The following is a 21102-nucleotide window of genomic DNA, read 5'->3' on the forward strand; positions in this document are numbered from 1 at the left end:
GGCCTGCCCTCCGGATGGTCCATCCTATCTTGGATCCCAGAATCCGGACCTTCGGGATGAAGCCAGTCGGCACCATTTACCACCCACCACCATGGTGTTTGTTGGGCCGAATCTTTCAGCTTTGGTTTGAAAGCCTGTATCCTCAACAAATCTCTTGAATTCTTCATTCGTTAACGTCGTAGCATCAATGTAAAAAGGGTTAACAGAAATTTCTCTGACAGGCCCATCACCATCAGATGGGAATCCTTTTGATCGTCAGTCCCCATTGAAAACTTCTCACCAAGTATATAAATCATACGTTCTGTTTGGCAATTTGACTTTGCTTGAGCCTGTGTATGATCTACTGCAACGAAAACTCCTGCAGCCATTGCTGCTATACTCACATTTTTCCAAGTCAATATACTTTCAACTTGGCCCTCGAAACCAAAATGTATCGCTACATAAATAATCAAACCCGTCACGACAGGCTTCAGACCATAAAAGATGGAGCGAACCTGTTTCACTTCAAATCCGCCTTTCTTAATGCCGCCTCCACCCATTTAATAAGGATTTTGATAGGAAATGGCTTGGTAATTTAATCGTCGATTTACTGCACTTGAAATTCTCGATCTTTAAAGTTGAATAAATGCTTTTAGAAATTCCGCTACCTATTTCTCATAACTTACAGGGAACAAATAGTCAGTAAAAAGAAAAAGTACCATATACGATAGTTTTTTGATCAATGCAGAAAAGGAAAAATCATCAGAAGTGTAAATATCAATACGATGATGGAAAGAGCGATCTTAGGTTTTGTTTGTTCCATAATTCATCAACCACCTTATTTAATCGATGTCATTACCTTGGCCATATTTGAAATTGACGATGGTAATAACCGCAATAATCCCCAGTAATACCGTTGCCATTGCGGATGAGTAACCTAGCTGAAATTCCCCGAAAGCACGGTTATAAATTTGATGAACAATGGTCGTCGTCGAATTCATTGGACCGCCGTTTGTTAAAATTTTAATCTGTTCGAATACATTGAAATTGTTTATGAGTCCTGTGATGAGTAGGAAGAATGTGATCGGCTTTAGCATGGGGATTGTAATGTAAAAGAACTTATGAAGTGTATGTGCGCCATCTACCGAAGCGGCTTCATACAAATCCCGCGGTACCCCTTGCAAACCCGCTAAGTAGATAACCATGTTGTAGCCAACGAACTTCCAAATCCCCATGATGATCAGGGCAACCATCGCCCAGTTAGGGTCATACAACCATTGCTTGCCTCCAATATGAAAAAATCCGAGTACGCTATTCGCGATTCCGCGTGATGGTTCATAAATCCATAACCAAATCATCGATACAGCAACCATGGATGTCACATGCGGTGTGAAAAATCCAGTCCGAAAGAAAGAAAGTCCAATGAGTTTGTTATTCAATAAGCTGGCGAAAATCAAGCCAAGTCCAAGTGTAAACAAGAGCGTAAACAACGTGTATATAAACGTATTTTTGAGTGATATCCAGAAAAACTTATCTCCCCACAAAATTTTGTAATTTTTGAATCCGATAAAATCCATACTGTTCATGTCATAATTCGTGAAGCTTAAATAGATGTTCATGAGAATCGGAACTAAAACGAAGATAAGCAGGAAGAAATAAAATGGAGCGATTAATACATATCCAATGGGATCGCGATCAAGCTGCCCTTTGTTCACTTTACGAACCTGTGATGCTTCACGAGTTGCTAGGCTTGCGTTCATGGTGACTCTCCTTCCAGCCCTATTAACGGAGCTGGCTGAGCGGGCCTGTAGACGATAGTTGAATGTCATACAAGCTCGCTTGCCGCTTCCTTATTTAAGGAACATTATTTAGCAATATTTTTCAGTTCATTTTGTAGACTATCCTGTGCATCCTTAAGCGCTTGCTCAGGTGTTTTCTTCTTGCTGATCGCTTCTTCATAGGATTGGATGATGTATTTGTTGTAAAGAGCTAACCAAGGAACAACTGGCTTACCTTTACCATTGTTTACGTAATCTTTATAGCGCTTCCAAACTTGCTCGTTGGACATCATGAATTTGATAAATTCAAAGGACTCATCCTTGTGCTTGCTAGTGCTTCCAATTGTGAAAAGACGGTAGCCGTTGAAGCCAACTTTTGTTTCTTTTTGCAGGACGGGAGCAAAGCCTAACTTATCTTTCAAATCCGGATTATTTTTGATCAGATTACTAATTCCGCTTGTTTGAAGGAAAGACATCGCCGATTTACCGCTTACAAAAGGAATTTCATCCTTCTTCTGATAGTTGTACGGAATGCTCACTTTTTTGTTGTTGAGGTCAACCAAATATTTCAGACCCTCAACTGCTTTCGGATCATTCAGAACCGGAACACTTTGCCCTTCGTCGATCAACTTCGCGCCATTTTGACGAAGGAAAGGTTCAACGAACACGTCTGCTGAAGTGAGTGGAATATCAAAGCCTGCACGGGTTACGTTGCCGTTCGCATCACGCTTCGTGAGCTTCTCCGCATAGCTGGCTAGCTCGTCCCAGTTCGCTGGCGGCTTGTTCGGGTCCAGACCCGCTTCTTGGAAATAATCCTTCCGGTAAGTCAGTATTTCCGGTGCTGGGAAGAACCCTAACCCAAGCGTCTTATTCTGATATTTACCCGCGTTTAACGCGCTGTCCATGATATCCGCTTTTTGGTCCCATTTATCCATGTAAGCATCTAGTGGGGCAAAATCACCTTTCGCTCCTCTTGATCCCATGAAAGCTAGGTATGCGGAGAAAATGTCAGGCATTGTTCCACTAAGCTTCGCTGAGTTCAGCTTCGTATCAATATCTTCTGCAGCGGATGGCAGCACCGTTGTTTCGATCGTTACGTTCGGATGCAGCTTCTCAAATTCTTTCGCCGCATTGTTGAAGTATTCATCATTCGCTTTATCTGCGCCTGGAAACCAGAACGTCAGTTTAACTGGTTCTTTGCTTCCTGTGTCCTTAGGTGTTGTTGTACCTGCTGCTTTGGCTGTTTCTTTTGCGGCTGGCTTGTCCGATGTGCCACACCCTGCCAGTAGTCCTCCTACAATGACTGTACTAAGTGATAAAGCGGTTACTTTTTTTACATTCATTTTAATACAACCTCCCCTAATGTGCTTTCTAGTGTTGCGTTTGAATCGCTTTGGCCTACTTCATCATTATAGATAGCGCTTTCTTTTCCGTGAAGAAATGAAAATTAGATCATTTGTTTAGTTTTTCAGTAGTTTTTCCCACTTAAATCCCAATTACATATCCAATCTGAAAAATATATAAAAATATTTAGGTAATCCCTCTATAAATTTAGGTTAGGTAGTTTTTGGATTAGCTTAAATAATAAAAAAATTTTTGACTATTTATTACACTATCGTTTCCGTCCCTTAACAGCAGTTGATTACCCTCAAATTTATAAGAAGCGACAATAAGTGAGACGCTGTATACCACGTATGAACAGATCATCAAATTTCGCTTGACATCATTTCACGTGTCAGTTATTATTTACACATGAAAGAAAATAATTTTATCCTTAATGGAGATCAGTTACTAGCGATGCTGTCAGCACTCGCCAATCCGCACAGACTGCGAATCATCGCTGCGCTTGCATCCGGTGGACGCAACTATGTCAGTCAACTTGCACGCGAGATTGGCATCAGTCGCCCGTTGCTACATCTACACCTTCAGAAGCTTGAAGAGGTCGGCCTAGTCACCAGCCAACTGGAGCTCTCTCACGATGGCAAAGCACTTAACTATTTTGAAGTTACCAATTTTGGCTTCGAACTCTCTCCGACGTCCATCACTGAGGCTGCGAAGTCTCTGACAACCAATCCTGAAAAGTAGAGGTCCTTATGTCCGAAAAAGTTTATTTTTTAACGCTCATCCTCCCGCTCGCGACGTTTTTACTCATCTTCGGTATGAGATATTTCTCAGCCATCCAACAGGCAAAGCTTCGCTTCTCCAGTGATGAGGCTTACCGGCTGATCGCAGAAAAAGCCGTTGCCGCCCAAACTCAGACAGCGAACGCGCTCTCTTCCCTCGACGCCACTCTTGTGGACGTCAATAGTCGCTTGACAGTAATCGAGAAGATATTAAAGGAAGTCGAATAACAGATAGGTGGACTGTGCGAACAGAAGCCAATTGAAACAACCAAAAGGGGATATCCAATGAACGAAGTATCGTTGTTTCGCCTATATTTGCTCAGATCCGTGTACCTTTTCCTAGCAATTGGCCTCGGTATTTACCAGTGGCCAGATGTCATCCATCAAGCCATTTATCAGGAGAAGCCGTGGGAGCTAATGGAAGGAGTGGTCGCTTGTATGCAGGTGGCCTTTGGGATGCTTGTGATCTTGGGAATTCGCTATCCGTTGCAGATGCTGCCTGTGCTTCTGTGGGAAATGATTTGGAAGTCGATTTGGTTGCTCATCGTTGCACTACCAGTGTGGTTATCTGGCCAGATGGACGAGTCAACCATGGCGACGGTCTTTGCCTGCATAATGGGGATTATTGTTCCAATCGCTATACCTTGGTCCTACGTCTTTACAAAGTACATCCGGAAACCAGGAGATCGATGGCTAAATACAACAGTGCGGGGAACAATTGTGGTGAATCAAGAAAAAGCCAATTAGAATGGTCACCATCATTTATTATGTGCTCAAAATTGATCCCACGCAGGTTTTAGAATTACAAAATCGACAGCCTTTGTAAAAATAAGTTTAGACTGACCAAAAAAAGAAACAGCGGTAGCCTTTGGATGAGAAAATAAGTCCTAGACTACCGCTGCTTTATTGAGCTATCGTTTCGTCGTTAGCGTAACGACGGATTAGTATTTTTCAATTTCTTGTTCCAATTCGTTAAGTAGAACATTGACAGCTATAACAGCGGAATCCTTTCTATTCCAAAAGATCGAAGGCTTATGATGATCTTCAATTATTCCTGGTAACCAGTCATTCATAAATTCATTTAAGGTAATACTCTGTGCTTTGTAATGCGACCATTCTTCAACTGCTTCGAATTCCTTCTGGTTCAAATATGACCTTCTCCTTCACCACCGAACTATCGTTTCTCGTTAACGTAATAATGCACTCACGTTGTACTATAATAAATCCTGCATTATCGTCTCCAATTGCATCCCTCTCGATCCCTTTAGAAGGATTACATCTTCTTTCTTTATCATCTTTCTCTAACAAGGATTACTCCAATTAAAATCACAAAAAAATCCGCCTTATCTGCAGACCACTGAAAAACTTACGCTTTTTCGGAAGACCGTCAATTTATGTCTGTGAAGTCAAATAAAAAAACAAAAAATCCGTTTAAAGCCATCTCAGAGGCTAAAAACGGATTTTGTTGTTCAAAAAGGTCTATTTAATTGTTCATAAGGACTATTTCGGTGGCCTCCTTATTTGGAGGAACTTTAACACTGTTTTTTTGCAGCGAATCTCTATACTAACTTGGTGACATGCCCACCCATTTTTTTACACCTGGCTAAACGAGATGGAACTGGTATAACCCGTTTTCTCCGTAATATCTTGAACATTCTCTTTCGTCTCAGTCAAGCCAGACGTCGTCCGTCTGTATATTTGACCGTGACCGGTACATTGCTTGCTCGATTCGTATCGGCATTCCATCACAAATACACGTCATAAGTGCCTGCCGACAATACGTTAGGAGTATAGTGGACGTCCGACGTTATTCTGTATTTGGGGTCGCACGAGTAGAGACATCCTCCTATTTACGGAGCTGTATTCACCACAACATCGTCAAAATAAGCTTTCGACAGGTGTGTGTATACCCCGATTTTCCCCGCTGAGAACGTGCTGGCTGTTGCTGTAAGAATAAGCTGACCATTTACATATGCCTGCAGCGTATTCCCATTCGCCGTGAATCGCAGCGTATGATAGGTTTCTGCGGCAAGAGGCGGGATGGCTGCTGAAATGGCAAGATCGGTTTGAACACCGTTTTGCAGCTTTGTGATGTATACTTTCTTGGTGTAGTTATCATAGGACATACTGTAATAGTTGTTATAGTCAACAAACCTCGCCACCAGTCCTATTCTACCGCTGGCCGTCTCCATTTTCCCCTTGGCTTCTACGCTGTAGTTGGTCCAGGATGTGGATCCTGCTACGGATTTCACCCCGCCTTTATCCGCATTATTAGACAGGTAAGCTTTGGACCCATACACGTCGGATACAACGGAGAACGTTCCCCATCCGGAAACCACCGACCAACCGCTGGCGCTGCCGGACTCAAAATTATCTTCCAGCAGTGTGCTTTTCGTCGTGACGATGGCTTCACTGCTTTCTTCGGAGATGTTGTTCGCCGCGTCTTTCGCTTTGACGGTGTAGTGATAAGTCGTCGCCACATTCAAGCCTGTGTCTTTGAATGTATACACCGCGCCCGTCACCGTGCCCACAGATTGCCCATCCCGATAAATGGTGTAGCCGGTTACCCCGGTATCATCGGAGGCTTGCGCCCATGACAGCGCAACTTCCGCAGACGAGGGCGCATCAGCCGTCAAGCCCGTTGGCGCAGTAGGCGCTGTGACGTCGGGATTCGGCAGGGGATTCACAACAATATCGTCAAAATACGCTTTCAACAGGTGCGTATATACGCCGATCTTCCCAGCTGAGAAGGAGCTGTCCGTAGTCATAGCCACCAGCTGCCCATCCACATACGCTTGCAGGATATTGCCTGATACCGTGAATCCAAACGAATGATACGATCCAGCGGTAAGCGGTGTTATCGGATTGGAAATCGCTAAGTCGACAGTCGTACCGTTCACCAGCTTACTGATGTATACTTTTTGCGTATAATTCTCATAAGTCATGCTGTAATAGTTGTTATAATCAACGAATCTCGCCACCAGCCCGATTCGGCCGCTCGGCTTATCCATTTTCCCCTTCGCTTCCACACGGTAGTTGGTCCACGAGGAGAGTCCAGCTACGGACTTTGTAGCCCCTTTACCCGCATTATCGGACAAGTAAGCCTTCGTGCCTCCGTCATTCACCACGCCAAATGTTCCCCATCCAGAAACAACGGACCACATGCTTGCACTCCCCGACTCGAAATTATCCTCGAGCAGTGTGCTCTTCGTCACAGCCACAGCTTCAACGCTTACTGCAGAACGATTATTCGCAGGGTCAACGGCCTGAACCGTGTAATGGTAAGTCGTGGCTAGGCTCAAGCCCGTGTCCTTATAGTTCGTTGTTACGCCATTTAAGGTCGCAATTTTTTGCCCATCCCGATAGATGATGTAGCCAGCCACACTGCCATTATCCGTAGACGGGGTCCAAGACAATGACATTTCATAAGAAGATAGCGCCGTTGCTGTCACATTCGAAGGTACGGAAGGAGGTGTGATGTCGTGATATGCCACCAAGAAATTATCATAGGAGACTGGGCCCTTAACCCGCTTCAAGAATTCGGTTAATTTAATTAGGAATGCCCCATTCGAGCCAGGGGTTGCATTAATTTCACTTTTCACCGCGTTTCCTAGTGCAGCTATCCATTGTTGTGTTGCTGTCCCCCACGGGAAGCCTGCCGGCAGTTCAAGATCCTTCGTTAGGATCCCAGCGGAGCCGCTTGCAATCGAGTTGTCTGTTGCTGTGACCACCAATTGACCATTGATATAGCCATTTAGGTTACTGCCTACCACTTCAAACCTCAGCTTGTTCATAATATCCAACGGTAATGTCACACCGGTCGCTGTTTGAAGCACAACGGATGTACCATTGCTGCGTTTCTCAATGACTGCCTTTCCGAATAGCGCATCATAGGTAAAGCTATAATACTGGTCTGGATTCACATACCGGGCGAGGAGTCCTACCGTATCTTTATGACTGACAATCCTCACATCTGACTCTACGAAATAGTCTGTACCCACAGTCTGCTCGACCACAGCTGTCGATGACTTCGTCGACTGATACACATGATTGCCACTACTCTCTGTTTGAAGCGCAAAGTTCCCTTTAACGGAGGTCCAATCCGCCGCACCTGACTCAAAATCATTCGTGTACAATGGATCGTAAACCAGTTCAAAGGCGAAGCCTTTATCCGTATCAAGCTGGACAAATACGTCTTTTCCTGTGGCGATCACGGGAATTTCCTGCAGCCGTACACCGTTTGTCGCCAGCTTGTAAGCTTTGTACGCTGCTGGGATGAGTGTCGTCTTCAGATGGAATTCCATTGTCTCGTGTTTGGCAAGTGTCGGCAATTTCCCTCTTACATAGGTCCGTTTGTTGGCGTCTGTCAGATCTTGAATCGTATCTTCCCCTGTCGCCGCTACATCGGTTGTATAGATGACCAGCATTCTCTCGCTTTTGTCTAGCGATTTATCATCAAGCGTTGCTGCGGATACGGTTCCTTTATCCACACTTGCCTTCATGGATACAGGACCAAGCTCGAATAAGTTGTTATTCAACGTGCCTACAGCTCCAATTGCGTAAGGGGTATTGATCAGATAGGTATTTAAATTAAGATCAAATATAAGCTCACCCGTGTCCGAAACCAGCTTATTTTGATTCAGATTAGAGAGCATGTTGTTTTTCAGATTGACATCATCTATTGCATTTATAAACGTCTCCGCAACCTGCTTTAAAGTCATGCTATTCGTTATGGATATCTTATTCTGGGCAGGAATATTACCGCTTGCGATTTGCTCAGGTGTAAGCTCAGGTGTGATTTTATAGATGGCATAGGGTTCACCAGGCTTATCTGCGTACACGGTAACCATCTTGAACAGATGCGGTATGTACATTCGATTAATCTCTAAATCTTCATTCTCCGTTGATGCCGCATGCGTCTTAACCGATGTCTGGTCCCTGACAATGACAAATTTAGGTTCGCTTGCAGTGATGTGACCTTTACGGAAAAGGAGGGTGCTTTGATATTCGGACATCGTTACCAAGGTATCTGTTAGGGTATCAAATGAAGTAAAACCACCCAAAGTTGCACTTTGTTGAGTAGCCTCTCTTACACGGGAAACATATTGAAACCTGTTTAGCATATCCCAGCCATTGAAGGCGCCGGTCGCGGCCACCATCAATCCAAGGTCGTCTCTGCCTTTCGTCGGAAACTCCTGATTATATTCAGTTAATGCAAAAGGCTTCTGGTACAGCTGCCCAAGGGCAAGACCAGGAATATAATTTTTAAATATAGTCCCTCCAGATTGCGGCACATAATTAGCTGCTGATTCTGGAGCAAATACCATACTGTAACGAGGATGTGACGCCGGTGTAAAAGAGAATGTTGCTCCCCTTCCATCTACAAGCCCATTATATAAGTGTGTTTCATGAACATCTGTGTGTGTTCGCCAGTAGTTGGCCAAAGAATCATTAATGTAGTTAATTCCTCCAATGGGTGCCTTTACTCCAATTACATCTTTAAGGTAATTTTTCATTTCATTATGGGAGGATAACGTTTTTTCTGTGAAGTATTCGGCAAGATCATCACGAATACTCGCAGGTGCACTCCAAAATATATTTGGAAATGTTGTGATAGGCGGACGTGCTTTACCAGCCAGAAACGTATTAAAGTCTGCTTTTAACCATGCATTTACACTTGCGTTTGAAAAATTAGCATTATAAAGAATAGTTTCATTCATGGGAGACAGCCCCATCAATATAGGATCATCCTTCAAGGCAAGTCCGGTATAAGGATTAACATGAGTAAGCCACTGCTGAGCAAATGATCGCCAAATCGCTTTACCGTCCGGAAAAAGCGTTGCCATATATTTGGCAGCGAATGAGCCGTAGACGCTTAAGCTTGGTACACTAGAGTAATCCGCATAAGCCAGAATGTCGAGATCGATATAAATGCCTCGATCCTTCAGCAAAGAAACAAAGTACTCAAAATTATCCAGTTTGGCCGGATCTAATGTAACCGTAGTGGAAGTAGGTTTCACCATAAGTCCTACTGCCCAGTCAACATTATCATCATTGGAATGGTATCGCACCACATTATAACCCATAGCAGCAAGCCGGTCTGCGATAATAACCATTTCTTCCCGGGTTGGATCCGTACCATAGCTGCCGTTAAGATTGGTACCAAAAAACTTTACTTTCTTATTGGGCTCATCCGTAAAATAATAATCGCCATCCGCATCAATCTTTACGAAGCCTTTCGTTCCAGCTGGTGTTTGATTCAAGTAGGACAAGTCCAGCGCACTTCCAGGTGCTACCGCCAATGTCGTATCAATAGCTTTCCATGTGCTGTCAGCAACTATGGGAGCTGCATTTGCGGTAGGGCACGCCATACCTGCAGCCCCCACTATGTGCAGGAGTAAAGCCATAACCAGCGTTACCGAAGCCTTAGTAATCATTCCTTTTCTCATTTTTCAATCCTCCTGTACACTTTTATCAAAACCCATTCATGTTTTCTCGGCAGAGTCGCTGATCTGTGCGACATAAACCACCTCCTTTCAACCCCTAAGTGATTTAAATTGGGATTTCGACCCTGTTATGACAGCGCTTTCTTTTCCTCCTCTCCACTTTAAAGTTCGTACTCGTATAATAAAATATCTCCATTTTTGATTTGATGCCTTCATTTTGGTTATCCGCCCAGTAAGCTCATTTGTAAACATTCGCTTATACACTTTCGGACCTACACGCTCAGCCGATGCTGGAGCATAATGGAACTGCAGCGCTCTCCGGCGCAGGTTGGATAAATTCGACGGTGTATGCTTTTCTAGGGAGAGAACTTCATGCAAAATCCAAATAAATTCTTCCGTTAGTTGCGCTGGTGTCATGGTGCTGCCACGGCATTCTACTCCCTGGAACCAGTCGGACAGCTTGCCGACCAATGGCCTTACCACCGTAAGCGCAATGGCGTATACCAAGAAAAATGTGCCGGCGTTGACCCTGATGGATTCCGCGAACAACGGCTAACGGCAGCGTGGGCAGCAGGATATAGAATCCTGTGAATTAGACCAGCATCCCTAGCGTCAATTGAATAAAAGACGTTGTTCATAGTCGTTCCATGTCATCCTCCTTAGACTTCATCTGTCCGGACTTTCTCTATCTCTTCCTTCATCCACTGAATCTCGACCTCTTTAATAATGTAGTAATTTTAGCTGACTATAATGATTTTTGTATTTGTAACACTAGTGCTTATTACATTTTCAAGATATTTCCACGCTATCCTGTCGTTAGCTTAATCCCCTCTGCTGTTAATCATTTGCTCTAACTCAGTAAAAAAACGTTCACCACCCAGTGATGAGTGAAGTGAACGTTTTTTATTTCATATCTTATTTGTCATTTCAAAACTTTATTGGCAATTTCAAAACCAATTTGTCATCCAACACTACTTGTTGGGAGACATTAAAGTTTTGAAGTGCAAGAAGCCAGCAAATTCAAGGCTTTGCTGGCTTTTTTGTGAAATATAAAATACAAATAAAGTTCTGAAGTGGTCTTGTTGAAAATTAAGCTAAAATACAATTAAGTTTTGAAGTACTTCTTACAACATCAAAAGTTCTCATTGAACTAACGTTTCTCGTTAGTTGAATTGGAAAGCAACTTATTTTTTTGTCCTAACTTCCCTATTTCTTACAAATGAGAGAATTTAAAAAGTTAATCCAGGTTATTATTGGGATAGAAATTACCAACAACCAACACATAACGACCAGAATGACCAAATCCGAGCAGCCTTGCTTCATCGTCTAAACTGTGCAAAACCCACGTTGCTATTACTAAAATTAGTGTATTTATAAAAAAGCCGATAACATACCTAACCATTTGTTGTTTCTATTTCTTAATATCAGAACAGATAAAATCGTAGAAACCAATAAAGAAAACATGATAATAACGAAATTCACTTCCACACCACCCTAGAATCTTATATAAGAACACTGCCCGTTTAGCGGAGAAGGCTGCCGATCCATTGCTGTCAGCAGCCTACTCCAATGTTTATTGAGCTATCGTTCCCAGTTAGTTTAATAATTGCAGTATTTCGAAAACGGCTTCTGAAGCAACCGCTATTGCACTAACGTTCTCCGTTAGCCATACATGCAGCGCAAGCGCTGCACCACAAATGATGAAAATGGGGCAAAAAATCCGTCAATACTGCTACTATGGCTGGGAGAGGAAGGTCGATGAACTATGGTACCATAGAGCCCATCCGTTAGTCTGACTCCAACGATCACGGTGCATCACAGATTGTCGCTCCCTTTCGGGAAGCACTCATGGGAGATTAATCCTACTCCGATTGTTGCACCAGCCTCTACTCTGATTTAGCCATAGAGAGGATGTTTTAAGATGGAAGTTGTCATTGAACGTGCATGCGGTATGGATATTCACAAGGACAACATTACTGCATGTATTCTTACGTCGAAGGGAAAGGAGATTCAAACGTTTCCATGGCAGAACAAATGTTAGCAGAAATCAGGACGGATATTAAAAAGCAGTTTCCAAGCGCTGCGCATTTCTGTTCATGGGCAGGACTAGTACCTGGACATAATGAAAGTGCAGGAAAAAGGAAATCTGCCAAAGCCAAAAATGGAAACAAATATCTGAAACCTGCCTTAGTTGAAGCAGCACATTCTGTTGCAGGGTCAAAAAACTATCTCGGCGCCATGTATAGACGAACAGCAGCACGAAAAGGGAGAAAACTCGCTGCAATAACTGTGGCTCATGCGATGTTAAGAATTGCCTTCTATCTTTTAACTCGTAAGGAAATGTACGTAGACTTAGGCGAAGATTATTTTGATAAACAAAAGCAACAATCTATTGTAAAATACGCACTTCGACGACTAGAAAACTTAGGTTATTCTGTAACCATTTCAGAAGTCTCCTAATTCTTTAAAGAAACCAATATCTCTTTATTTCGGGCGCTCCACCCTTTTTCATGGGAGTTTAATCGTCTGCTGATCTTTCCATCTGCTGCATTGCGTCGTATTAAGGCTATAGTACTCTTACACAAAATGTATTCGATCGGGTATCCGTCGGGAATGAGATAAAGTTCTTGTCATTGGTTTTTGACAATAACTTTATCCCATAAAACAAAAAAGCCGCTATTTACGCGGTCTGCTTCTTCCTCTTCTTCAAAAAATGCGACCATATCAACCTCGAATGCAGCCTTATGATCCCCTTGTCATGCTCCCCCTCCTTCTTTTTACATCGACTTTCTCACGCACCAAGTACTCATACAACGCTGCCCGGCCACATTGACCGTTTTAATTGGCTCAAATAGTATCCCCTTCAACTCTTCTGTAGTTTTCTGTAATCTTTCCTCATCCACAAGAAAACGGATGCTCCCGTCTGGAAGTTTATAACGTTCATCCCCGAGTGGCTTTACCTTCGTTTCAATTCCAATTGATGATGCAAGTCGTACAAACATCAGCCCGCCAGGCTTAAGTACACGCCATAATTCATGCACTATTTGCTGAAAATGGGCCTCATTCTCAGCAAAATGCAGAACGGCGTTACTAATAATAAAATCAAAATAGTGATCATCAAAGCTCATCTTCTCAACAGCTTCAACCCGAGTGCGCTCGTTCGACCAGTCAGGTGCTAGCTTCATGGCAATCCTCTGAACAGCGCCAATCGCTTCCGCAGATCGATCCACTGCATACACTTCATACCCGTTACGCAGTAAATAGATAAGATTGCGACCAGAGCCGCATCCGGCATCGAGAATTCGCATTCCCGGCGTAATACGACCTTTTAATAGCTGATCAAATAAATAAATATCAATATCGCCAAACTGCTCTATTAGATTCATATGCTTCACCTGTTTACCTTCAAAATATCAACATAAGAGACGTTATCCTGAAACGAAATAATCCCAATATCCTTAGTAATTATACCATCAATTCTCGCAGCTGGAAAATTATAGACAAAGGGCTGCTCTAAATGAGCAGCCCTTTGTTCCCCATTATTTGTATATTTTCTAGTATATAGTTTAAACTGGCTTCTTGTTGCGGAATGGATGTTAATGGCTAGTCGGTCTTCCGAACGCTGGTCCGTTCCCTGTCAATTATCCGTTTATAAAAAAAATTCTACCAGGGGGGCAAGCTGCCCTTTGGCCTTAATTGCATTAACCAGACTAATTCTAACTAATCACTGCCATGCACGTTAAGTTATACTACCTTAAGGAAGTTCTTTATTTCATTCCATGCATCCCCGCTCGAGAATATGAAAGAGTGATCACCACGATGAATTGTCTTCATTGTCTTCTCTCCTCCCCATTTAGCTACAAGGTTTTTAGAATATTCTATAGGTATGTTTTTATCTAAGTCCCCTGCTAAGCATAGTAACGGTGTTTTAATTGAAGAAGCCATTTTTATTGAATTATAAGATTCTCCAATAAAATAAGAAAGCGGAAACATATTATGTAGCTGTAAAGCGTTTGATATTGTTTTTCCCTTAAACTTAGAATAATTATCATACGGAGAAACTAGAATTGTGCCAACTGTTGAGCGTTCACTTGATAAGTTCACAGCGATTCCCGTTCCTAGGCTATATCCCATTGAGACTATTTTCTTATTATCAATATCACTTCTTTTTGAAAAATAATCATAAATTGAATTAGCGTCATTGTATAAACTAATCTTACTTGCTTCTCCTTCACTCAGTCCATACGATCTATAATTAATCAGTGCTACAGACCATCCATCTAAACCCTCTGCAATCGATAACATATCAGATACTTCTTCCCCAGAACCGCCAAAGTATACAAGTAGCGGGGCTTCTTTAAAACTCGAATTTTTTATAAGCCATCCGTACAAGTTTATATTATCAGAAGTGTTGATTTTAATCTCTTCAGCATTAATATAAAGCAACCTAATCTTTTCAGCAGTGGATTGATCAATCTTTTTAGGTTGGTAAACAAGATGATTAATTTTAATAAGTTCGTCCAAATTTTGATAAAAAAAGAGGCAAATGATTAAATATGTGCCAATTAAAATAGATAAAGTTAATGATAGTATGAAGTAACTTTGTATGAGAAAAATAAACCTGTTATTCCTATAACACCCAAGAATAAGAAATAATGTTAATAAAATAGAATGCTTTCTTGCTAATTTTCAAATTTAAACCTCCATTCTAATTAATGTAATTGCAATAATATTCATTTTATATTCTATATATTGGTAATTCAACGAACTTATTTTACCTATTCTTTAAAATTATTGACCTAATTTTTTTACGAAATATAAAAAAAAAGGGGCAGATTCAATTGATCCGCCCTTTCATTTATTAAACTATACAAGAAACGTTATCCGTTAGTTGAACAATTTTATGTCTTCTTAAGAGTAATTTTCGAAAATAAAAAAGTGATTATTATCTGACAACAGTGATATTACACTTCCAACAAATAAATCATCGTTGTATTCTTGGATTTTAAAGCCTAATGATAAAGACTGACCGTCTTCGTTTCCCGTCGGGAGATAGTACATAAAATGGTCTGCAATTAAGTCAATTAAACTAAGTACCCAAAAAAACAGAAATCCTAATAAGGCAGAGCTACCTAAAATGTAACTAATCCCACGCTGGCGTTTAGAAAACAAATTAATAAGTATAGATATAAAACTTAAAGAACCAATTATAATAAATAACTCTGTCCACTCAACATAAAGCGATTTTGTAACAAAAAGTAAAATCATTGTAACTACTACAATTAGAGCAGTAATTTTTTTCATGAAATCCCCCCTAATATTACATTATTTAACATTAGACGTTTCGTGTTTTATTTAAGTTTCATTAATAAACTATGTTGCCCTTTAGCTTAATGGGAAATGGAGCAGCTGTCGCAATGGCGTCTGCTCCATAAACTTATTTAAAAAATGATTCCAGTTAGCTAAAACGGATATCCGGCCAGCGATTACCTCTTTCTTAGAAACCATCATCCTCAAATTACTTAATACTAGTAATAGCCCGTACAAACATATTTAAACTAACTTGAATAGACTGGCTTATGACATTTGATATAAGGAGGAGATCACCGTGCATGTTTATATCTCCCATTTCTTGATTCAAATTGCAGTGCTCATCATATTTGTTATTTCTGCTTATAAAGCCGTAAGTTCAGTAAGCACTTGGAAATTGTTAGATTTCTTTTTCAATGCTTCAGTAGCGATTATATCTTTTGCGTATTTATTTAATTAACGGGGGTACTTCGTTAATCATGAATTTTAGTATTCAAACGCGCCAGTTAGCTTCTCCATAACTTGGCGTCACAAATATTGGAAGTATGCTGCCCGTTAGCTCAATAAAACAAGGAGCAGATCTGCCGCAGCTGCTGCTCCTTGTTTTGTTTAACTATTGCTCTCCTTAAGCATAAAGACACAACGAAAATGGTTATTTATTCTCTGGAGGACTTGCAATTAGTAGCAATCGAAAATTGGGTCCACCTGATATTTCGAAGCTTATATTACCTATCATGGTATCACGGATTTCGCCTTTGTTAAGTGTGTTATTTTCGACCCACTTTTTAGCTGCCTGTATATTTGAACCATCGTATGGAGTGGTTGCAACCGAAGCAAAGTATTCTAGGGCTATTTTATTTACTTCTTCTTTACTATCTCCCGTCACTGATAGAGCAATAAGACGTACATGCTCAGGCAAATTTCCATAAAGATCACATTTCAATGTGATACCTGTCTCAGTAGCAGAAGACGATCCACTAATTAAAAACTCCGATGGATATCTCTCCCCCCCATTCAAAAATTTGGCCTGTCTGAAATTAAGGCTGAAAGTCTTTTCTAAGTTCTGCTTAATGTCTAAAGGAACCATGCCTGGAATAGACTTTTGTGTCATTTTAATAGATTTTGATTGATTCCCCTCTTTGGTCTCGTGGGATTCGAGTGCTTTCCATATTTTTGAAAAGTCATTTGTATTTACATTGACAATCACTTTTCGTTCATCTTCGTTCCATTGAATATCTCCTGCAAAAATTTCACAAAAAGACCTTAGTGGGATATAAACATCATCGTTTATCAAAATCGGAGTATCATCTAGTATCGCTATAGAAATAAATGGGTCAGCATTTTTTTGTGGCATGTAAAAGAGTGGGATCTGATTTGTATCAACTAAAAAAGATAAACCAAAGGTACCAGTATTTCGATCAATAATTCTCGCAGTCTGGTCCTTAGGATTCCAATCGACTTCAAATCCTAATGTTTTGAAAAAAGTATACATTGGTACGTATGTTTTACTTTCAATTAAAAGCGGTTTAGGTTCATTTAATTGTTCCTTGTTAACGTTTACACTAACTTTCTCTGATTGATATGTCTCAGCCTTAGCAAACACATTGCCATAAAATAATAAAAACAAACAGATAAATAAAAGAGTTGCTTTTTGAATACTAATCCCTCCCGTAATAGCTCATTAAATCAACGCCTCGTAGAAACTCGTAATCCGCTATCGACGAGGAAACCCTCCAGTTTCTTAACCCTTTAATTCTTTCAATTTATAATAAATTTCATTTGTACCTTGAATGATTCCATTCATTGAAGGGCCACTTCCACCTTGAGAAAGCAGGATATCCTCTGTGAATATTTTTTTTGAAGTCTTAATCCTAATCCAATTCGTTCTATAGTAATTATTGATATGTTCTGGATGCATATACCTATCAATTTTAAGTATTTCATCAAGTAATAAGGAGAACTGCAGTTTTGTATCTAAGTTATAATACTTCTTAATCCAACCTTCCTTTGAAAGCTCAGCAATATAAGAAACCATCCCATTAGAAATACTTAAATTTCCTTTTGAAAAATAATTAATGGGTACGTAATTGGTGAGTAAGCGTACATGAGGAAATGCTGCATTTTTCACTTGTAGTTTGTTCTTTACATGTAACGTAAATTGTTCAAGATGACTGATAGAACTGATCCAAATAATCCTGTTGTTCATCATTGCAGTCTCCTCAATAGTGTAATGAAACGCGGCTAATGTACCTTGTCTCGAATAGGGACATTTTACCATGCATTCATATGAACGAAATATAATACAAGTGTTTTATTACTCTACTGCCCTGTAGTTGAATAGGCTACCGAATTGTCGGTAGCCTGTTGTCGTGGAACTATAGTGTCCCGTTAGCTCTCAATGAAGTTTTGATAATCGGAAAAGTTAATTCAATCTGCTCGAGATCATCTTAGTATAGTACCTTATTTTTACAAAAAATAGCACCATAATCATCGGTCAGTTCGCAACCGGAAGCTGTCCTGTCTTTGACCTTATTACCTACCTATCCTAATGCTCGCTGCGCATTTTGTCGGTGACTTCCAGGTAGAGGACTTGGAGAAATTTTTTAACATTAACCTTACCCTTCTCCGGCTTCCAATTCTCATCGATTTCTTTCATCTTCATACGCACATCCTGGAATTCAAAATAAAGAGGTGCATAATGCTCAAACTTGGGGTTGCTGTAATCCGTCAAGCCGATACTCGCTATATGGGTTAACGCAGCCATGACTGTTCGACGAATTCGCTGTTCGACAGCTTTGCCTTCTTTCTCTACGTCAGCTTCATTTACCTTGTGGCAGCGGGCCACAGTTTCATAGAGCTCCTTCAGCGGTGGGATTCCATCCCCTTTTTGATGACGAATCAGATGCTCCATAATGTCCATCACATCGCGACTGCCGCTGTCACCTACTATCCCTATATCCATGAGAATCGGCTGTAGGATTTCACGGACACCTCGTTTTTTACGCGTACTCTCAGAACCTGTGTGCAGTAGACTTAGCTTGGTTAAAGATTCCTGAATTTCCTTCAAGGAGCGGCTAATCTTCCACTGCTCGTTAACCTTGGATAGCACTGCTTCGACTTCAATCTTATTGATCGGCTTCTGAATGTAGTATTCAACACCAGCTTGATAAGCCTTACCGATCATTTCTTTATTTTCAATTTGCGAAATCATCACGTATTTCCCTTGATAACCTCGCTCCTTCAATCGAATAATGGTCTCAATTCCATCTTGATCCGGCATTAGTAAATCAATGAGCACGACATCCGGCGTCGTTTCCAGAAGAACTTTTTCTCCTTCGCTGCCGCTGTCTGCTGTCCCTACGACTTCGCCTAGACTACCTTTTTCAATGATCTTTTGCAGCATCAGTCTGCTTACCGCATCATCGTCTACTATTCCGAATGACATCATGATCTCTATGCTCCTTTTTTCAACGTATTGGTCAATAAGGTAATCACAAAAGAGGTCTCAGAACCTGGCTCGTCAGAGCGCAAAAGAATGTCCCCACCTAAAGAATGAACAATATCTCGAACGTGAGAGAGGCCAATCCCTGTCGCGGCAAAGCCTTCCTTATTGAATTTCGTTGTGAAACCAGGTGCAAAAATCATCTCTTTATCCTGCTCAGAAATGCCAACACCCGTGTCGGATACGGTCAAGATGGTCTCATAACCCTGCTCATAAGCCCCTACACGGATCGATCCTTGATCTTCAATGGCTTCCACAGCATTAGATACGAGATTATTGAGTACGGTTAAAAGCGGGATATATTGATCCGAGTAGTAGTCCGTTTGAATGTCGCTTGTAATTTGAATCTTTTTTCCGATCATGGTGCTGTATCCAAGGTTGGACTTGATGGCGAATTCCACAACTTCAGCCAGCCTCATTTCGGCAGCGAAATCCCGATCAAACAGCTTCAACAAACCAGCGAGGATGCGTTGAGAGTCCTTCTTTACTTCATGAATTTGCTGGGTAATTCCCAAAATGGTGCGAGCATAGCTTTTTAACCCCGTACCATTAACTTTTTCATATAAGTTATGGCTCTTCGCCGTTATTTGCTCGATGGTTTCCATTGACTTTCGTAAGTAAAATACCTCGCCATACAAACCGCTATTCGTATTTAGCATTTGCTCAATACGCTTCTGCTGCTCACAATGCAGGACTCGCATCTGATTAATGGTTACACTGCTGTAGATGCCGACCACAAAGTAACTTCGTACGACAGCGGTCACGGTAATGAACACTAATTGCTGCGAAAACATGTACGGTGAATTAAAAATGAAGCTGCGCGCCAGTAATTCCAGCTCATTTGACATGAGGTCAATAACAGATAAGAATAATCCCAAAATAAAGGGGTGGAAGCGTTCCCATTTGTGCTTAATCAAGCTCATGGCAATCGCATAGGCTATATAATAGAACGTGGCTGATAAATGCATTTGCGCGCTCGCGCTGAAAGATAGAGCTCCATGCGAAATAATGCCATCCTCTAACATCCGAAATAGCAGAACAGTGATGCCAGTAATAATACCTGTATACACATAAGGCAGATGCCTCATCAACAACAAGCAGAGAAGAAAGGCACTGCTGCCAAGTCCGATGCGAAACACTTCACCACTGAAAGGTGTTATTTTAAACTCCCCGGCAATTGCCGTCACAATAGCGATGAGAATCATTTGTAGCCCTTCGTTCTTCAATCGTCTCAGGCGCTCACCCCCCTACAGTAAATCCTATATCTGTTTACCAATTAGGAATAATCACATTCTCTTACACCATTCTTGATTCCATCCTGCGAGCTGCTAAAGATAGCGCATAATTCACAGCAAAATACAGAAGAGCCACTAAAAATAGAATGGGCATAGTATAATTATAGTTTTGCCCAATTACTATTTTCGCATGATGCATCAATTCAGGCAAGGAAATAACAATCGCAAGAGAAGTATCTTTCAACAGGGAAATAAATTGACTCACCAGTGGTGGCACCATACGGCGCAGCCCCTGCGGAAGGACGATATGCCAGAGTGTTTGCACATAGCCTAGTCCTGAAGAACGCGCAGCTTCAATCTGCCCTTTATCGATGGAATTTAGGCCGCTTCGCACAATCTCTGCGATCATTGCGCCTTCAAATAACGTTAAAGCAAAAATAGTTGCATTCATGGCTCCAAGCTTGATACCGATATCCGGTAAGGCGAATCGCGCGAAAAATATGATTAACAACAATGGTAAATTGCGTATGAGCTCGACCACGATGGCTAGAATTGGGGATACCACCGTCAGCTTCGTATACCGAATTGTGCCGACGACACATCCCACGATAAAGCTCAGAACAATAGAGATCGTAGCGACTTTAAGCGTCATGTAGAAGCCTTCAAATACAAATCTTACATTATCTGCTGAAAAAGCATGCATAATATCCATTCGCTCACCCCATCTTA

19 protein-coding genes are annotated in these 21102 nt (G+C 41.4%); 5 read left to right on the forward strand and 14 right to left on the reverse strand.

The window, feature by feature from the left end; genetic code table 11:
• Positions 1 to 24 precede the first annotated feature (24 nt).
• From ACSQ8O_RS36190 to ACSQ8O_RS36205, 4 genes are all read right to left on the reverse strand, one after another.
• On the reverse strand, positions 25 to 210 hold the full coding sequence (locus ACSQ8O_RS36190) for an SUMF1/EgtB/PvdO family nonheme iron enzyme (protein ID WP_436245709.1): 186 nt from the start codon (positions 208 to 210) through the stop codon (positions 25 to 27).
• Positions 171 to 503, reverse strand: a complete 333-nt coding sequence (locus ACSQ8O_RS36195; RefSeq protein ID WP_436245679.1) for a hypothetical protein — start codon at positions 501 to 503, stop codon at positions 171 to 173. Before ACSQ8O_RS36195 ends, ACSQ8O_RS36190 begins: the two co-directional genes overlap by 40 nt.
• A 318-nt stretch (positions 504 to 821) precedes the next feature.
• Positions 822 to 1739 carry a carbohydrate ABC transporter permease gene (locus ACSQ8O_RS36200; protein WP_436245680.1) on the reverse strand — a complete coding sequence of 306 codons (918 nt, stop codon included), beginning with the start codon at positions 1737 to 1739 and terminating at the stop codon, positions 822 to 824.
• A 104-nt stretch (positions 1740 to 1843) separates the two neighbouring features.
• Positions 1844 to 3100: an ABC transporter substrate-binding protein gene (locus ACSQ8O_RS36205; RefSeq protein ID WP_436245681.1), complete on the reverse strand. Its 1257-nt coding sequence runs from the start codon at positions 3098 to 3100 to the stop codon at positions 1844 to 1846.
• Positions 3101 to 3554: 454 nt separating this feature from the next.
• Here ACSQ8O_RS36205 and ACSQ8O_RS36210 point away from each other — a divergent pair, with 454 nt between their 5' ends.
• The 3 genes from ACSQ8O_RS36210 to ACSQ8O_RS36220 are packed head-to-tail and all read left to right on the forward strand — an operon-like array spanning position 3555 to position 4627.
• Positions 3555 to 3842 (forward strand): ArsR/SmtB family transcription factor, encoded by a 288-nt coding sequence (locus tag ACSQ8O_RS36210; RefSeq protein WP_436245682.1) that lies wholly within the window; start codon positions 3555 to 3557, stop codon positions 3840 to 3842.
• 8 nt (positions 3843 to 3850) lie between these two features.
• Entirely contained in the window at positions 3851 to 4108 is a 258-nt protein-coding gene (locus tag ACSQ8O_RS36215) for a hypothetical protein (protein ID WP_436245683.1), read from the forward strand.
• Between the two features lie 57 nt (positions 4109 to 4165).
• Entirely contained in the window at positions 4166 to 4627 is a 462-nt protein-coding gene (locus tag ACSQ8O_RS36220) for a hypothetical protein (RefSeq protein ID WP_436245684.1), read from the forward strand.
• A gap of 194 nt (positions 4628 to 4821) precedes the next feature.
• Here the strand turns inward: ACSQ8O_RS36220 and ACSQ8O_RS36225 are convergent, their stop codons facing one another.
• Entirely contained in the window at positions 4822 to 5028 is a 207-nt protein-coding gene (locus ACSQ8O_RS36225; RefSeq protein ID WP_436245685.1) for a DUF2750 domain-containing protein, read from the reverse strand.
• Between the two features lie 702 nt (positions 5029 to 5730).
• Positions 5731 to 10329: a fibronectin type III domain-containing protein gene (locus ACSQ8O_RS36230; RefSeq protein ID WP_436245686.1), complete on the reverse strand. Its 4599-nt coding sequence runs from the start codon at positions 10327 to 10329 to the stop codon at positions 5731 to 5733.
• Between the two features lie 399 nt (positions 10330 to 10728).
• Here ACSQ8O_RS36230 and ACSQ8O_RS36235 point away from each other — a divergent pair, with 399 nt between their 5' ends.
• Both ACSQ8O_RS36235 and ACSQ8O_RS36240 read left to right on the forward strand, forming a co-directional pair.
• Positions 10729 to 10917, forward strand: a complete 189-nt coding sequence (locus tag ACSQ8O_RS36235) for a hypothetical protein (protein WP_436245687.1) — start codon at positions 10729 to 10731, stop codon at positions 10915 to 10917.
• Positions 10918 to 12348: 1431 nt separating this feature from the next.
• On the forward strand, positions 12349 to 12786 hold the full coding sequence (locus ACSQ8O_RS36240; protein ID WP_436245688.1) for a transposase: 438 nt from the start codon (positions 12349 to 12351) through the stop codon (positions 12784 to 12786).
• 317 nt (positions 12787 to 13103) lie between these two features.
• Here ACSQ8O_RS36240 and ACSQ8O_RS36245 read toward each other — a convergent pair whose 3' ends face one another.
• The 8 genes from ACSQ8O_RS36245 to ACSQ8O_RS36280 form a co-directional block, all read right to left on the reverse strand.
• A complete protein-coding gene (locus ACSQ8O_RS36245; protein WP_436245689.1) occupies positions 13104 to 13712 on the reverse strand; it encodes a class I SAM-dependent methyltransferase in 609 nt (202 codons plus the stop codon).
• 358 nt (positions 13713 to 14070) lie between these two features.
• Positions 14071 to 14850 carry an alpha/beta hydrolase gene (locus ACSQ8O_RS36250; protein WP_436245690.1) on the reverse strand — a complete coding sequence of 260 codons (780 nt, stop codon included), beginning with the start codon at positions 14848 to 14850 and terminating at the stop codon, positions 14071 to 14073.
• A 387-nt stretch (positions 14851 to 15237) separates the two neighbouring features.
• Positions 15238 to 15630: a hypothetical protein gene (locus ACSQ8O_RS36255; RefSeq protein ID WP_436245691.1), complete on the reverse strand. Its 393-nt coding sequence runs from the start codon at positions 15628 to 15630 to the stop codon at positions 15238 to 15240.
• Positions 15631 to 16288: 658 nt separating this feature from the next.
• The gene (locus ACSQ8O_RS36260; protein ID WP_436245692.1) at positions 16289 to 17263 is read right to left on the reverse strand and encodes a copper amine oxidase N-terminal domain-containing protein; all 975 of its coding nucleotides are present in this window, start codon (positions 17261 to 17263) and stop codon (positions 16289 to 16291) included.
• A gap of 114 nt (positions 17264 to 17377) precedes the next feature.
• A complete protein-coding gene (locus ACSQ8O_RS36265; RefSeq protein ID WP_436245693.1) occupies positions 17378 to 17845 on the reverse strand; it encodes a hypothetical protein in 468 nt (155 codons plus the stop codon).
• A 336-nt stretch (positions 17846 to 18181) separates the two neighbouring features.
• Entirely contained in the window at positions 18182 to 19084 is a 903-nt protein-coding gene (locus ACSQ8O_RS36270; RefSeq protein WP_436245694.1) for a response regulator, read from the reverse strand.
• Positions 19085 to 19089: 5 nt separating this feature from the next.
• Positions 19090 to 20364, reverse strand: a complete 1275-nt coding sequence (locus ACSQ8O_RS36275; RefSeq protein WP_436245695.1) for a sensor histidine kinase — start codon at positions 20362 to 20364, stop codon at positions 19090 to 19092.
• 70 nt (positions 20365 to 20434) lie between these two features.
• Positions 20435 to 21085, reverse strand: coding sequence for an amino acid ABC transporter permease (locus ACSQ8O_RS36280; RefSeq protein WP_436245696.1), 651 nt, complete (start codon positions 21083 to 21085; stop codon positions 20435 to 20437).
• Positions 21086 to 21102 lie beyond the last annotated feature (17 nt).

This window comes from Paenibacillus sp. LjRoot56 (genome assembly GCF_964253335.1).
GTDB lineage: Bacteria > Bacillota > Bacilli > Paenibacillales > NBRC-103111 > Paenibacillus_E > Paenibacillus_E allorhizoplanae.